Source organism: Exiguobacterium acetylicum (genome assembly GCF_019890935.1).
In the GTDB taxonomy this organism is placed as follows: domain Bacteria; phylum Bacillota; class Bacilli; order Exiguobacteriales; family Exiguobacteriaceae; genus Exiguobacterium_A; species Exiguobacterium_A abrahamii.
In genome coordinates this window covers 866,798-881,526 of record NZ_CP082333.1, presented here as the reverse complement: position 1 = coordinate 881,526, position 14,729 = coordinate 866,798, and the positions used below count along the sequence as shown (strand labels likewise).

The window sequence follows — 14,729 nt, the reverse complement described above, 5'->3', positions numbered from 1 at the left end:
AAAGACGGTACTCCTTTTCGTCATCGTGTTCATTTAGTTACTTCTACCGCATTTATTCTACCGAACCCGCTTGTTGCTGTCAATCGTTGCCGAAATCAATCAACTGGTCGAGAACACGTTTTGAACGCAGACGTAACCCGCTGTAGCGTTCCATATAAGCATCCATGATTTGACGTAGTAGACGCTTCGTTTCCGGCTTCACCGTCACGGTACCGATCCGCGAAAAATCGTAGACAGAAAACACGTAGAGCATCTTCGCGACTGCTTCTGACATGAAGACGGCATGTTCATCCTCATGACGGTGCCGGCGACAGAGTAGACCGCCGTGGTGTAACGAAAAAGCAAACGGTGCTTCAGCACTCCCACAAATCGTACAGCCGTTCAAGTGTGGCGCAATCCCTAGATGACGCAACAGGCGCAACTCGATGATGAAAGAGACGACGTCGGGATCTAGTCCTTCATCCATCGCCTCCAGTCCTTCGACGAATAAATCGTACAGCGCCGGTTGCGGCACACGTTCATCAAGCGCTTTATCTGCAAGCTCCAGTAGATACATCGCATACGCCATCAAGACGACATCTTGCCGGATATGCGCATGACTCGTGATGACGTCTGCCGATTTCAACTGACCGAGACCACGTGACCGTGGATAGATATAGACGGCTCGAACGAAAGGCTGGCTTGCCGCATTGAAACGACTACCCGGCTTCTTCGCTCCTCGCGCCATGACGGCGAGCTTGCCGTATTCACGTGTCAGTAGCGTGACGATCTTATTCGATTCACCGTATACGACCGTTCGTAGTACAAGCCCTTCCGCCTTATCGATCATCGCTTAATACTCGTCATCGCGGAAGCCAAGTTCACGCAATTGACCGGCCTTATTGCGCCAATCCTTTTGGACTTTGACCCACAAGTTCAGGTAAACTTTCGTTCCGAGTAACATCTCGATGTCCGTTCGTGCTTCAGAGCCGATTTCTTTTAGAAGTGCTCCGCGTTTACCGATGATGATGCCTTTTTGGGAATCGCGCTCGATCAAGATTGTCGCATGGACATCGACCATGTTGCCATTCTCACGCGTCTTGATTTGATCAATCGCGACTGCGATCGAGTGTGGTACTTCATCGCGTGTCTTTTGCAAAACTTTCTCACGGATCATCTCTGAGATGATGAAACGCTCCGGGTGGTCAGTGACTTGATCCGCCGGGTAATACATTGGTCCTTCCGGTAAGATCTTCGCGATTTCTTCAAGTAACGGTCCGACGTTGTTACCTTGTAACGCAGAGATCGGAACGACTGCCGCAAATTCGAGCTCATTTTTATATGACTCGATGATGGGCGGAATATCATTCGGATGAATCAAGTCGACCTTATTCATGACGAGAATGATGGGTGTATCGAGTTCCTTCAATTTTTCAATGATGAAATCGTCACCTTTTCCTTTTGGTTCCGTCACGTTGACCATGAACAAAATCGCATCAACTTCACGCAATGCGTTCGTCGCGACCTTCATCATGAAGTCGCCGAGTTTATGTTTTGGTTTGTGAATCCCTGGTGTATCGATGAAGATCGTCTGAACGTCTTCTGTCGTATAGACACCTTGGATCTTGTTTCGCGTCGTTTGTGGCTTATCAGACATGATGGCAATCTTTTGTCCGATGACACGGTTGAGGAATGTCGATTTTCCGACGTTCGGGCGTCCGATGATCGAGACAAAGCCCGATTTGAATCCTTCTTTAAACATGTAAATCCCCTTTCGTGAATGCTCCTGGTAAGAGGGCACCCACTGTTGTTTCTGTGACATCCCCTTTAAGGTTCGTCAAATAGATTGGCATATCCGCATCACACATCTCTGATAACACTTGGCGGCATTGTCCGCATGGTGCGACCGGTCCTTCCGTGTCCGCAACGACAGCCATCGCTGCATACTCGCGCGCATCCTGTGCCCACGCAGAGAAGATTGCCGTCCGTTCTGCACAGTTACAAAGACCATATGCAGCGTTTTCAATATTGCAGCCATGGAAGACTTGTCCGTCTTTTGTTAGTAGAGCAGCACCGACTTGGAATTTCGAATATGGAACATACGCTTTTTCGCGTGCACGTTTAGCTTGTTCGAGTAATTGTTCTGTTTTCATGTGAATATCCCCTTCTTAGGAACGGTATTGGCCAAAAAGGCCGGATTCTTATTGTACCAAATATGGGATGAAGATGCATAGTGCAATTGCAATAGATGTAAGCGCCAACACAAGAACAGCTCCACTTGCAATATCCTTGACTGCTTTTGCCAGCGGATGCCATTCCTGTGTCACGAGATCAACGACGCGCTCAAACGCTGTATTGAACATCTCGGCACTGATGACGATCCCGACCGTCAAGAAGAGGATCGCTCGCTCGACAGATGTCAATGGTAATAGAAAGGCGACAAGTAACACGATGGCACCAACTGTAACGTGAACTTTCATGTGCCGTTCCTCTCGAATCGATTGGCGCAATCCGTTCATGGCATGCCGAAAGGGTTGCCACCAGCTTTTCACAATGTGCCCCGATATAACTCGAAGTGATGCAGGATTTCCTCCTGTCGCTTCGTCATGACTTCCTCATCTGCTTTTTCAATGTGATCGTATCCGAGTAAATGGAGAAAACCATGGACAGCGAGGAAACCGAGCTCTCGCTCAAAATGATTGCCATACTCTGCCGCTTGTTCACGGCATCGTTCAACGGAAATGATCAAATCGCCAAGGACGATTGGTTCATCTTCGAGCAATCCAAAATCGATTTCATCTTCTCCGAGTTCTTCCATCGCAAAGGAAATGACGTCTGTCGCCTGATCCTTTCCACGCCATTCACGATTAATCTCTTGAATCTCATCGTTTGAGACGAAAGTCACGGACAACTCACTATTTGAATCGACTTCTTCTTGTTCCGCCGTGTAAATCAAAATCGATTCGACAAGCTGTCGTTGTTCTTCCGTTAGACGATTATTTTCGTCTGTCATATAAATATTCATGTCGTTGCCTCTTTCTTTAATTCTGGATACTCGATTCGTTCATGGAACAAACCGGATAAGGTATGACACGCACTTTCACCGACGCGATAAATCTCGCGTGTCGTAATGTCACATTCCGCAAATTGATCATCCATCATCTTTTCACGAATGATTTTCGCGACTAAGTCCCGAATTCCTTCTTCTGAAGGAGCTTTCATCGAACGAACGGCCGCTTCAATCGAGTCAACGATCATGATGACCGCCGCTTCACGAGTTTGTGGTTTCGGACCCGTGTAACGGAACGTCTTTTCGTCGACCTCACCTTGTTCTGCTGCCTTGACATAAAAATATCGAAGCAGAGAGGTTCCATGATGCTGACGGCAAATATCGATGATCGCTGCAGGAAGTTTTGCGTCTTCGAGTAATTCAACGCCATCCTCGGTATGTGCCAAGATGACACGTGCCGACTCTTCCGGTGTCAATCGATCATGGGGATTACGTCCATGCTGGTTTTCAATGAAATAAAGTGGCCGTCGTGTTTTCCCTAAATCATGATAGTAGGCTCCGACTCGTGCAAGCAACCCATCTGCTCCGATTGCTTCACAGGCTGTTTCTGCTAGGTTCGCGACCATCATACTATGATGGTACGTTCCCGGTGCTTCAACTAATAGTTTTTTGAGTAACGGATGTGTTGGGTTCAACAGTTCGAGTAGGCGGGTCGGTGCTAAAATACCGAACGTCATTTCAAGAAACGGCAATAGTCCAATTGCTAGGACGGCACTCAAGATACCACTCGCAATCGCAAAACCGATTAAAATCAGCGTTTCGCGCAGTTCGAACGTACCACTTCGTAACAGGACGAATGCTAAGAAAATCGCGATGTTTGCTCCGGCAATCGAAATACTGCTCATGAAAATACGACGACGCGACAAACTAGATTGTAGGAAAAATGTTGCGACTAACCCACCAACCAACAAATAGATCGCAATATTGAAGCTGAAGTTTTGATTGACACTATAGAAGAACGTTCCGGCAAGCGCCGTGAACAGAGAGCTCGATAAGGCAATCCGTTCGTTCAATAAATTGCGCAGGACGAGCGCAGCAAAAGCGGTCGGCGTGAGTAAGTAAAATGCTGGATTGATGTCGTCTGCTAAGAACGCCATACCATACATGACGAGTAATTGTAGACTGACGACGAGATAGACAAGCCCGAATAAACGAATCCGCCCCATTTGAGCGTATCGCAGTTTCGAACGGTGAATGAAGCCAAATAAAAAGGCAGTCATCAACGCACTGACAAGCATCGCACCGAGTAAAGGTTTCAACGACTGTCGATCAGAAATCAATCCGACGAGTTGTAGCTGACGATAGGCATCTTGTGAAATCACTTCGCCTCGTTTGACGATCACTTCACCTTCTGAAATGATAACCGGTTCGACTTTATCACTCGTCTGCTTACGGAGCTGTTCCGTCTTTTCCGGATCATAGACGTAATTCGTCACGATCATTTGATCGGTCAACGCTTTAGCGACTGCTTTTAATGAGAAGGAGAGCGGCGAACGGTCGATGTCCGTCCGCGCATTCTCACGTGCTTCCGCTACTTCACCACCATCGGACGAGATGCGTTGACGCATCGCTTCTTCAATCGCTGTAATGACGACGTCACGTGTCGTATTCCGCAGTGCTGTCGTCGAAGTCACAAGCAAGCGTAACTCATCATCCTTCAACAGTGTCGCCGCCTCTGTTCCACGCAGACGCTGCTTGATTTTACCAATCTCATTTGCTTTTTTAATACCGGACAAACTAGCAAAAAGTTGTTCTACTTTATCAATTTGCTGTGCTGCATACTCTTGTTTGATCGTATACTGACTCTCGATTGCAGCAACCGAATTTTCCTTGATTTGATTTGTTGCGACCCGGTCCTCCATCGTCAAGGGTGACCGGATATCTTCTTCTGCAATTGAGAATGGTTCTGCGGACAAGGCTTCTGGTCGAACGCTGACATACATCATCGTCGATACGATGAGATAGAATACTACTGTCAAAAGACCGACCCAGACCCCAACCTTGCGCATATCATCTCCCCCTTTTCCCTCTATTTCCGTAACGGCTTAGGTCAAATCCTGACTATAAGCATCAACGATTTTCCGGACAAGTGGGTGACGTACGACATCAGCTGAGCCAAAGTGCTCAAAATGAATCCCTTTGACATTACCGAGCAAATGTAACGCTTCTTGTAGACCAGATGTTTTTCCACGCGGAAGATCGACTTGTGTTAAATCGCCCGTAACAATCATCTTCGAATGGAATCCGAGACGCGTCAGGAACATCTTCATTTGTTCCCGTGTCGTATTTTGCGCTTCATCGAGAATGACAAAAGCATGTTCAAGCGTCCGTCCTCGCATGTAAGCAAGCGGTGCGATTTCGATGACACCACGTTCAAGCAGACGAGCCGTATGTTCGACACCAAGCACGTCATGTAGCGCATCGTACAAAGGACGTAGATAGGGATCGACTTTTTCTTTCAGATCCCCTGGAAGGAATCCTAGATTTTCTCCTGCTTCTACTGCCGGACGCGTCAGGACGAGTCGTTTGACGTGACCTTCTTTTAACGCTTTTGCCGCCATCACGACAGCAAGATACGTTTTTCCGGTTCCCGCTGGCCCAATACCAAATGTCAAATCACAGCGGTCGATTCCCCGAACGTAACGTGCTTGACCGAGTGTCTTTGCACGAAGTGGTTTTCCTTTATGATTCGTATGAATGACCGTATCGTAAAGTTCTAGCAGTTCATCCACACGATCTTGACGTGCGAGTTGAATGGCGCTCGTCGCGTCACGCTCTGTTAAAACAGCACCACGATTCACAAGTTGTTTCAAGACGCCTACGACCTGTCCTGCTAAGATCACAGACTGCTCCTGTTCGGATTGTGCCAACAGTTCATCTCCTCGATGCGTCAGCTGAACGTCAAGTTCTGCTTCCATCGTACGTAAGACTGCATCATTCGGACCGACGAATGCTTGAATCTGTTCTGAATTCGAAAATGCAAATGGGATTCTTTCGTTGAATATCACGTTGTGAATGGCCTCCTAGTCATGGATAACAAGTTGTCATCGCTTCATATCTAATCTCTTCCACTTTAGCACTTCCGCCGAAAAGATGGAAAGAAAAACCCGTTCCCACCTTTTAGGAAATAAAAAGAGTCAATCCTACACGTTTCGTAGGATCGACTCACTATACAAATATTAGCGTTTGCGCTTGGAAACAGGCGCACCAAGAACTTCACTCCAAACGATGGCACGTCGCATTTCATCTTGTGAAATCGTCGTTGCTGATGCTGAACGACTCGACGATCCAATGGCACCGTCTGCTACGCTATCTTTGATTTCGCCGATCGTCGACGAGGACATCCCTTTTTTCGAATGTTGCTTTTGACGTTGGTCCAAACGTTGTTGCAATTCCGTTCGTTCATGAACGGGTCGCGCTTTTGTTTGCGTTACCCCCGGTTGTTTCTTCACGGGTGCTTTTTTACGAACGACAGGTGGAGGTACCGTCTCTTGTCGCGCCGTATCGACCTGTTCGGTTATTTGTTTCACATAGTCGCCGAACTCCTTTGAAGGTGTCCGGTTCGTCTGCTTCGGTTTTTTATCTGCTGCTTTTGAGATGACGGAGATGACACCGAATGCGATCATCAATCCGACCCATATGATATCCATACCGTCTCACCCTTTATTGTGAGTCATTTGGTGATGATTGCCCACCGATTGCTTGGCGCATTTTCGTATCTGCCGTCACGTTCAAGTAGTTCGCATAATCCATGACGCCAAAGTTACCGTCACGCATCGCTTCAGCGATCGCAAGCGGCACTTCCGCTTCAGCAGCGACAACCTTCGCACGCATCTCTTCAACACGTGATTTCATCTCTTGTTCACTTGCGATCGCCATTGCGCGACGTTCTTCCGCTTTCGCTTGCGCAATGTTCTTATCTGCTTCTGCTTGATCCGTCTGCAGAACCGCACCGATATTCTTACCGATATCAATGTCCGCGATATCAATCGAGAGAATCTCGAACGCCGTACCCGAATCGAGTCCTTTCGCAAGAACCGTCCGTGAGATCATCTCTGGATTCTCAAGTACTTCTTTTTGGTCATTACACGAACCAATGGTTGAGATGACACCCTCACCAACACGTGCGATGACCGTTTCTTCCCCAGCACCACCGACGAGACGATCGATGTTCGCACGTACCGTGATCCGGGCTTTCGCTTTCACTTCAATCCCGTTCATTGCCACACCGGCGATGAATGGTGTTTCGATGACTTTCGGGTTAACCGACATTTGAACAGCTTCCAAAACGTTACGACCAGCAAGATCAATTGCCGCTGCGCGTTCGAAGCTCAACTCGATATTCGCACGGTGTGCTGCAATCAAGGCATTGACGACGCGGTCAACGTTACCACCGGCAAGGAAGTGACTTTCCAGTTGATTCGTATTCAAATTCAATCCTGCTTTTACCGCCTTGATCAACGGATTGACGATCTTAGACGGTGTGACTCGACGAAGACGCATCCCGACTAATGTAAAGATCGATACGCGCACTCCCGCTGCGAGCGAGCTGATCCAAAGTGGAATCGGAACGAGCGTGAAGAAGATGGCGAGGAAAATTAAAATTCCTCCGGATATGAGTAATACAGTCAATAATTCAGGTGTCATGTGTGGGACTCCTCCTTCGTATGTTGGACTCTAACAATGACGCGTCCATGCGTCACTTCTTTTACGACGATCGTTTCCCCCGCTTGAATGAAGGTCCCTTCCGTAACGGCATCGATTCGATTTCCGTCGATTTCAATTGTTCCTGACGGACGAAGAGGTGTCAGACTGACTCCTTCTTGTCCTAACAGTTGCACTTTGTCTTGATGAGAAAGATAGCCTTTTTCAGACGATGTGGAATCTGTCAAAATCAAACCTCTCCATAATAAGGATTGATTCGATTTAATTCTGCGATATGCCCAGTATCCGGCCGCAAGTGATAGAAATACAGCAAGTCCAACCGCTATGCCTACTTGACCAACTGTAGCACCTGCCATGATCAGACTAGCAAGGACAGCGCCAATTCCGAGGACTCCAAAGATTCCGAACCCTGTGACGAATATTTCGACTAGTAACATGAGGACCCCGATCATGAAGACCGCCAAAATCATCCCTAAGCTAAACGTCATGCGTACGTTCACCCCTTTTCATTCGTGTCAGAAGCTGCTTCTTTTGCACTTTGATTCGTTACTATAATTATATACGCTTTCAAAACAAAAAGGTTTCATGACTATTCTGAATTCATCAATAAACTTTTAATTGTGACAGGAACGACAAAAAAGGTGCCCCGAAGGACACCTTTTCCATGTATTAAGCGAGCCGTTGTTTGACGAGTCGATTAATTAACGCACCGTCTGCCTTGCCTTTAAGCTGTGGCATGACGATACCCATTACTTTCCCCATATCTGAAGGAGCAGAGGCACCCGTCTGCGCAATAGCTGCGTCGACGATTTCCTGTACTTCTTCCTCGGAAAGCTGTTTTGGCATATAAGCTTCGAGCACGACAATCTCTGCTTGAATTTTCTCGACGAGATCGTGACGACCAGCGCTTTCGAATTCTCGGAGGGAGTCGTTGCGCTGCTTCATTTCACGTGAAAGAATCGTTAATTCTTCCTCGTCCGTCAATTCTTGCTTACCGAGTTTGATCGTTTCATTTTGCAGCGATGATTTCACCATCCGAATCGTCGTAAGACGATCTTTTTCACGTAGACGCATGGCTTCTTTCATATCCGCTGTCAAACGCTCCTGAAGACTCATGAGGATACACCCTCTCTAACGTTAGAACTTCTTACGCTTACGCGCAGCCTCCGATTTAAGCTTACGTTTTACACTTGGCTTTTCGTAGTGTTTACGTTTACGAACTTCTGCAAGCGTACCATCTTTTGAAACACCACGTTTGAAGCGACGAAGTGCGTCTTCAAGTGATTCATTTTTACGTACACGAGTTTCCACTAGTTTTCCCTCCCTCCGATATTACCGACTAAAGGAAACGTGTCAGACACGTCATACAACATTATAGTAGGAATATACAATTTGGTCAACAGTTGATTCTAGCGACTTTTCTATACCCTACGCTGTTCCTTTTTGTTCTTTTCTATCCTCTCATGGTTGCATCCGTTTGACAACAAAATCTAGTCATTCCTGCATCAAAATCCAGAAACTTTTTTGTAAGCGTTATCATGTATTTTTTAAAATGTTTTGTCAAAATGGGTGATAATGTGTCAAAATATAAACAATTATCAAATAAAGGAGTGTGACATCACTTATGAAAGAAGCAAAGCGCATCATCTGGGGATTGATTCTCGGGGTGATCCTCGGAATCATTCTTGCTAGCTTACCGGACAAGTCGATTTATGAGGGATTGAATAAATATGCTTTACAACCCATCGGAACGATCTTCCTGAACTTAATTAAGATGCTCGTCGTACCGATCGTCTTCTTCTCAATCGCCCTCGGAGTCATGGGACTCGGAAATCCAAAAGAACTCGGTCGTGTCGGTGGTAAAGCCATCACTTATTTCATGACGACGACGGCTGTCGCGATTGTCATTGCTCTCGGTTTGTCATTACTAATCAAGCCGGGTACGTTCGGTAACTTCGAGACGCAAGGTCTTGAATATGATAACGGAAATCTACCAGATACAAGCATAATCAACACAATCGTCGGTATGTTCCCGACGAACCCGATCACGTCGATGGCAGAAGGCAACATGTTGCAAATCATCGTCTTCAGTGTCTTTATCGGTTTTGGGATCACGTTCCTCGGTCAAAAAGTCTCGACGTTACGGACATTCATCGAGCAGGGTAATGATTTAATGACGTACTTGATCACACTTGTCATGAAGATGGCTCCGCTTGGAGCATTCGCTCTGATCGCATCAGCCGTCGGTTCTCAAGGACTTAACTCCCTAAAGGCGATGGGACTTTATATGGGTGTCGTCATCTTGTCACTATTTGTCCATTCCGTATTGACGTATGGTTCGACCGTTTCACTTCTTGGGAAGATGAACCCATTCTTCTTCTTTAAGAAGTTCGCACCTGTCATGCTGTTTGCTTTCTCGACGTCTTCGTCGAACGCAACACTTCCTGTTGCGATGCAAACGGCTCAAAAAGAGTTGAAGGTTCCGCGTTCCGTCTCAAGTTTCGTCCAACCTCTTGGTGCGACGATCAATATGGATGGAACAGCGATCATGCAAGGTGTCGCGACTGTCTTCATCGCGCAAGTCTACGCGGTTGATTTAACGCCAGGTCAACTTGCGACGGTCGTCCTGACAGCTGTTCTTGCATCAGTCGGTACAGCCGGTGTACCGGGTGTCGGTCTCGTCATGCTGACGATGGTTCTTCAATCGGTCAATCTACCGGTCGAAGGAATTGCTTTGATCATCGGTGTCGATCGTCTTCTTGATATGATGCGGACAGCCGTCAACATTACTGGTGACGCAGCATGTGCCGTCATCGTCTCGAAATCGGAAGAAGGTAATCTGAAAGAAGAAGAGAACGAAGAAACGGATGAGCGTTACGCTTGATTGCACGTTTCTCGACTGACGAAAAGGACGTTCCGCCAACTGCGGAACGTCCTTTTTTATCTGTTCACTTATTTTGATAAGACGAATGAGCTAAGTCCTTCGACACGAACCGTACCTGATACTTTACGGATTGCTTTGGTTCCTGCTTGTTTACCGTCTACAAGCAACTTCCATTTTCCTGTCGGTAGCTTCATATCGACTGCTGTTCGATTCGCATTATGAATGACGTAGAGATCATCCTTTTGTTGTGGCGCAGCATCATCTAGTCGATAAGCGATGACTTGTGCCGGTGCTGTTTCAAACGTCAGGTAACGACGAATGTCTTTTGCTGTTGCTAAATGAAGTACTGGATTCTTTTTGCGTAACTCGATCAATCCTGTCATATAATCAACGTCTTGTTGACGGTCCATTTTCCGTTTCCAATCGAGCTGATTGACAGAATCCGGTGATTTATACGAGTTATGGTCTCCGCCCTTCGTCCGCATGAAGTCCTGTCCTGCATGGATGAACGTTGTTCCTTGTGACGTCAACAAGATACTTGAAGCCAAACGATGCATCTTTGTCTTCGTTGCGTCATTGTCTTGTGGATTCGTCAGGTTCAACTTATCCCAAAGCGTATGATTATCATGTGCTTCAACGTAAGTGATCGCTTGATCTGGTTCTTGCGTAAATCCTTGAATCTCTTTGTCATAAGCAATCTCTCCGACAATTCCACGTTTGATGCGCGTTTCAAGACCAGTTGCTCCGTTAATGAAACCAGCATCTGAATCGATGAAGACGCTACCTTTGAGCGCATCGCGTAGATTGTCATTGAAATGTCCGATTCCAGGCATTTGTTTTGTATTCGTTTGGTTGGCCTTCTCTGAATCTGGAAGCGGTGTTCCAAGGCTCCATCCTTCTCCGAATACGAGAATCGACGGATCAATTCGTTTTGTCGCCTGTTTGACAGCATTCATCGTCTTGACGTCGTGAATACCCATTAAGTCAAAGCGGAATCCGTCCCAGTGGTATTCTTTCGCCCAGTAAGAGACAGAGTCAACGATCAATTTGTGCATCATTTGACGCTCAGACGCTGTGTCGTTTCCGACACCCGTTCCGTTTGCTAAATCGCCGCCTTCTGTATAACGGTAGTAATAACCAGGAACGATTTTATCAAGGTTTGATGCTTTTGCGTCAAACATGTGGTTGTAAACGACATCCATGACAGCACGAAGTCCATTGTCATGTAGCCCTTGAATCATCTGTTTCATTTCTGTGATTCGGACTTTTGGATTATATGGATTTGTCGCATACGATCCTTCTGGTGCGTTATAGTTCTTCGGATCATAACCCCAGTTGTACGATTTAAGCGGGTTCGTCTCATCGACGGATGCTGTGTTGAAATCATAGACTGGAATGAACTGAACGTGCGTGATGCCAAGTTCCTTCAGATGATCAAGTCCCGTCTTCGTCTTCGTTTTTTTACCATCCTTCGTCAAACGTGTACCTGGCTCGATGACGCCGAGATACTTCCCTTTTTGTTTGATGCCTGAATCGTAACCCGAGTTCGTCACATCAAACATCGATAAATCACGGACGTGTGATTCATAGATGATCGCGTCCGTCGCATGGCGAAGTGGCATTTTTCCATTCGTCCAGCGTTTTGGATCCGTCTCGCGTAAGTCGACAACGACACCTTGGTCGCCATTGACCGCGACTGCTGTCGCATACGGATCAACCGCACGCGTCGATTCTTTGGCATGTTTGACTTCGTATGTGTATCCGACACCGTCAAGGTCGCCCTTGACCGTCACTTGATACACACCACGATCCGTTCGTTCCATCTTGATTTCGCGCGTGATATCTTTTGTCGTAGCAGCTTCTTGTTTTGGTAGGCGATACAATTCGAGCTCGACCGCTTGTGCTGTCGGTGCCCAAACTTTAAACGTCGTCTTTGATTTTTGATAGTCGACACCGAGTTTTCCATCGTAGGCATACTTTTGGTCGAATGCTTTCGAACGGAGCACTTTACCTGCTTCGAGGACTGCTTCTCCAAAAACAGGATGAGATGCTCGGACGACTTTTGCTAAATCGATATCTGAAGTGACTTCGACTTTTACCGTTTTGGCATCGATTGCTGACACGACTGGATTCGTCACGCCTTCAAACGTAAATGCTTTCAAGTCTTCTTCCGTCAATGGTGCATTCGTTTTTAATGTCATCGTTCGGAAGTCATCTGCTAAAAAGCTTGTGATTTTCGGTGTGCGATCGATTTCCGGTTTGCTGTAGTATACCGTCTGATCCCCTTCAATCAACCAGATGTCTTTCGCCCCTGCATAAAAGAAACGATCAGCTCCGTCTTTTTCCGACCATCCTTCAAGATGAGGAATGACGCCTGCAAGACGTGCTTTCGTCGGATTATCGAGTGTTACCTTGGCAACGGCACCAAACTCATCTTGCTTGTCGAACTCGAATCGCTTTCCATCTTGCTCTTCCGGCCAAGACCAGACACCATACTTGTCATAATCATTGTCATACCGGTAATAATGGATGTTCGTATCAATTTTTTCGACATCTGCTCCATTGCTTGGATTGACTGTCGAGATGTTCTTACTTCCCGACTCGATCCAGATTTCAGCAACACCATTTTTAATCATGTCTTTCGTAATGAAGCGATCATTCTCAGATCCCCCATCCTTGTTCCAGTTATCATCTCGAACGATGAAGCCGATTTTTTCCGGCTGATCAACTGGGAATTCATAAGCTGCGATTTTTCCGTAAGCATCCTCGCCGTTAAAAGCGTGAGCTTTATTCGGAAAATAATCCGGTCCATTTGCCCATAACCACAGATTCCAATCCTTTGTGGCATTCGGGTCTGCCTTGTAGTGAATGATGACCAATGTCGACTTTCCTTTTTCCAGTGCTTGACCGGATAAAGAGAGTCCACTAAATATCAGTGCAAACGTTAGCGCAACGATACAAACGAATCTCATGCGTTTCATACGGTAGCCATCTCCTTTTGGTATGTAATCGTTTTCATTTTGCATCCGTTTACAAGTCCTGTCAAAGCCTATTTCATCGGTTTGATCGAAAATAAGACTTTTGAACCAAGCACTTTTTTTCAAAAAGAACGATGTTACTTTAGAGAAAAACAGGAAAAAGCGTCTCCACAATCATGTGCTAGAGACGCTCATCCTGGTTTGTTTGATGGTAATACTAGTTATGGCTTACGATCGTGCGAGAAGTGTAGCGATCGTTTGCTTCGTTTGTTCCATTGATTCGTCCGATGCAAAGAAATACCAAACACCGTCACTTGCGATATATCCTTCTCCGTCGATTTTCAGCGGCTTCAATTGTTCGAATCCACGCTGATTCTCTTGCGCTAGTTGCGCTGCGACATCAAGTCCGATATTCGTCGTAAAGTTGTTTTTCATGACATCCGTGATTTTTTCGAGTTGCGTCAACAACTGTGGTCCAGCAAGCTTCATTCCGACGGCTTCTAGCACTTGACGCTGACGAATTTGTCGTCCCATATCGCCGAGTGGATCTTGCTTTCGCATCCGAGCGTAACCACTCGCTTCAAGACCCGTCAGATGAATTTTCCCTTTCTCATACTCCTTTTGAAGACGACGGTCGTTCCAACTGAAGGCAGATGGATTGTCGACCGTGACACCCCCAACAGCATCGACCAACTCAATCAATCCATCCATGTTGATCTTCGCATAATAAGGAATATCAGTTTCAAACGTCTGCTCCACCGTTTCGACTGTCTCTTTCACACCCCCATAGGCATAGGTATGATTGATCTTAGTCTTTTCGCCAGACGGCACGGTTACCTGCATATCTCTTGGAATAGACAGGGAAGTCGCTTGTCTTGTTTTTGGATTGAATGAAAGAAGCATGATGGCATCGGCACGTCCCTTATCATTTTTTCGTTCATCCACGCCAAGTAACAAGACATTGACCGGCTTCATCGATTCGAGTGGCTTCGGCTGCTCTCCATCTAACGGTGTCAAGAACGCATCTGCCGTTTGTTTCACTTTTAAAAAAGCTAAACCAGCTGATGTACTAGCAATCAGAACGAACCCTAGTAGGAGCGCACTCAATACGCGCCAAACAAGACGCGGTTTTCTTTTCGCCATTCGGGATCTC

The 14,729-nt window shown here is 46.6% G+C and carries 15 protein-coding genes; 1 reads left to right on the top strand and 14 read right to left on the bottom strand.

Annotation, left to right across the window (positions count from 1 at the left end; translation table 11 throughout):
- Positions 1-79: 79 nt before the first annotated feature.
- The 12 genes from recO to rpsU all read right to left on the bottom strand — a co-directional run bounded on the left by recO (position 80) and on the right by rpsU (position 9,025).
- Positions 80-829, bottom strand: a complete 750-nt coding sequence (recO, locus tag K7G97_RS04535) for a DNA repair protein RecO (protein WP_023467502.1) — start codon at positions 827-829, stop codon at positions 80-82.
- 3 nt (positions 830-832) lie between these two features.
- On the bottom strand, positions 833-1,741 hold the full coding sequence (gene era / locus K7G97_RS04530) for a GTPase Era (protein ID WP_023467500.1): 909 nt from the start codon (positions 1,739-1,741) through the stop codon (positions 833-835).
- A complete protein-coding gene (locus tag K7G97_RS04525) occupies positions 1,734-2,132 on the bottom strand; it encodes a cytidine deaminase (protein ID WP_023467498.1) in 399 nt (132 codons plus the stop codon). Before K7G97_RS04525 ends, era begins: the two co-directional genes overlap by 8 nt.
- 48 nt (positions 2,133-2,180) lie before the next feature.
- A complete protein-coding gene (locus K7G97_RS04520; protein WP_241492327.1) occupies positions 2,181-2,498 on the bottom strand; it encodes a diacylglycerol kinase in 318 nt (105 codons plus the stop codon).
- Positions 2,499-2,527: 29 nt separating this feature from the next.
- Complete coding sequence (ybeY, locus tag K7G97_RS04515; protein WP_029341033.1) at positions 2,528-3,004, bottom strand: rRNA maturation RNase YbeY; 477 nt, start codon at positions 3,002-3,004, stop codon at positions 2,528-2,530.
- Complete coding sequence (locus K7G97_RS04510; protein WP_223041463.1) at positions 3,001-5,058, bottom strand: HD family phosphohydrolase; 2,058 nt, start codon at positions 5,056-5,058, stop codon at positions 3,001-3,003. The genes ybeY and K7G97_RS04510 overlap by 4 nt, the downstream gene beginning before the upstream one ends.
- Before the next feature lie 36 nt (positions 5,059-5,094).
- Entirely contained in the window at positions 5,095-6,057 is a 963-nt protein-coding gene (locus tag K7G97_RS04505; RefSeq protein ID WP_023467492.1) for a PhoH family protein, read from the bottom strand.
- Between the two features lie 171 nt (positions 6,058-6,228).
- Positions 6,229-6,699 carry an MSCRAMM family adhesin SdrC gene (locus K7G97_RS04500; RefSeq protein WP_223041462.1) on the bottom strand — a complete coding sequence of 157 codons (471 nt, stop codon included), beginning with the start codon at positions 6,697-6,699 and terminating at the stop codon, positions 6,229-6,231.
- 13 nt (positions 6,700-6,712) lie between these two features.
- Positions 6,713-7,696 (bottom strand): flotillin-like protein FloA, encoded by a 984-nt coding sequence (floA, locus tag K7G97_RS04495; protein ID WP_023467489.1) that lies wholly within the window; start codon positions 7,694-7,696, stop codon positions 6,713-6,715.
- Complete coding sequence (locus tag K7G97_RS04490) at positions 7,693-8,202, bottom strand: NfeD family protein (protein WP_047396392.1); 510 nt, start codon at positions 8,200-8,202, stop codon at positions 7,693-7,695. The genes floA and K7G97_RS04490 overlap by 4 nt, the downstream gene beginning before the upstream one ends.
- 181 nt (positions 8,203-8,383) lie before the next feature.
- Positions 8,384-8,830, bottom strand: coding sequence for a GatB/YqeY domain-containing protein (locus K7G97_RS04485; RefSeq protein WP_023467485.1), 447 nt, complete (start codon positions 8,828-8,830; stop codon positions 8,384-8,386).
- A gap of 21 nt (positions 8,831-8,851) precedes the next feature.
- Complete coding sequence (rpsU, locus tag K7G97_RS04480) at positions 8,852-9,025, bottom strand: 30S ribosomal protein S21 (protein ID WP_012369719.1); 174 nt, start codon at positions 9,023-9,025, stop codon at positions 8,852-8,854.
- Positions 9,026-9,338: 313 nt separating this feature from the next.
- Here rpsU and K7G97_RS04475 point away from each other — a divergent pair, with 313 nt between their 5' ends.
- Positions 9,339-10,598: a dicarboxylate/amino acid:cation symporter gene (locus tag K7G97_RS04475; protein ID WP_223041461.1), complete on the top strand. Its 1,260-nt coding sequence runs from the start codon at positions 9,339-9,341 to the stop codon at positions 10,596-10,598.
- 68 nt (positions 10,599-10,666) lie between these two features.
- On the opposite strand, the gene pulA is transcribed toward K7G97_RS04475, so the two are convergent.
- Entirely contained in the window at positions 10,667-13,579 is a 2,913-nt protein-coding gene (pulA, locus tag K7G97_RS04470) for a type I pullulanase (RefSeq protein ID WP_223041460.1), read from the bottom strand.
- Between the two features lie 225 nt (positions 13,580-13,804).
- On the bottom strand, positions 13,805-14,719 hold the full coding sequence (locus K7G97_RS04465; protein WP_262415796.1) for an LCP family protein: 915 nt from the start codon (positions 14,717-14,719) through the stop codon (positions 13,805-13,807).
- Positions 14,720-14,729 lie beyond the last annotated feature (10 nt).

Excerpts from the sequence above, each read along its gene's own strand:
- ybeY (WP_029341033.1), bottom strand. The coding sequence starts at position 3,004 with ATGAATATTTATATGACAGACGAAAATAATCGTCTAACGGAAGAACAA.
- K7G97_RS04475 (WP_223041461.1), top strand. The coding sequence starts at position 9,339 with ATGAAAGAAGCAAAGCGCATCATCTGGGGATTGATTCTCGGGGTGATC.
- K7G97_RS04500 (WP_223041462.1), bottom strand. The coding sequence starts at position 6,699 with ATGGATATCATATGGGTCGGATTGATGATCGCATTCGGTGTCATCTCC.
- K7G97_RS04525 (WP_023467498.1), bottom strand. The coding sequence starts at position 2,132 with ATGAAAACAGAACAATTACTCGAACAAGCTAAACGTGCACGCGAAAAA.
- K7G97_RS04465 (WP_262415796.1), bottom strand. The coding sequence starts at position 14,719 with ATGGCGAAAAGAAAACCGCGTCTTGTTTGGCGCGTATTGAGTGCGCTC.
- K7G97_RS04490 (WP_047396392.1), bottom strand. The coding sequence starts at position 8,202 with ATGACGTTTAGCTTAGGGATGATTTTGGCGGTCTTCATGATCGGGGTC.
- pulA (WP_223041460.1), bottom strand. The coding sequence starts at position 13,579 with ATGAAACGCATGAGATTCGTTTGTATCGTTGCGCTAACGTTTGCACTG.
- era (WP_023467500.1), bottom strand. The coding sequence starts at position 1,741 with ATGTTTAAAGAAGGATTCAAATCGGGCTTTGTCTCGATCATCGGACGC.
- K7G97_RS04485 (WP_023467485.1), bottom strand. The coding sequence starts at position 8,830 with ATGAGTCTTCAGGAGCGTTTGACAGCGGATATGAAAGAAGCCATGCGT.
- recO (WP_023467502.1), bottom strand. The coding sequence starts at position 829 with ATGATCGATAAGGCGGAAGGGCTTGTACTACGAACGGTCGTATACGGT.
- floA (WP_023467489.1), bottom strand. The coding sequence starts at position 7,696 with ATGACACCTGAATTATTGACTGTATTACTCATATCCGGAGGAATTTTA.
- K7G97_RS04510 (WP_223041463.1), bottom strand. The coding sequence starts at position 5,058 with ATGCGCAAGGTTGGGGTCTGGGTCGGTCTTTTGACAGTAGTATTCTAT.
- K7G97_RS04520 (WP_241492327.1), bottom strand. The coding sequence starts at position 2,498 with ATGAACGGATTGCGCCAATCGATTCGAGAGGAACGGCACATGAAAGTT.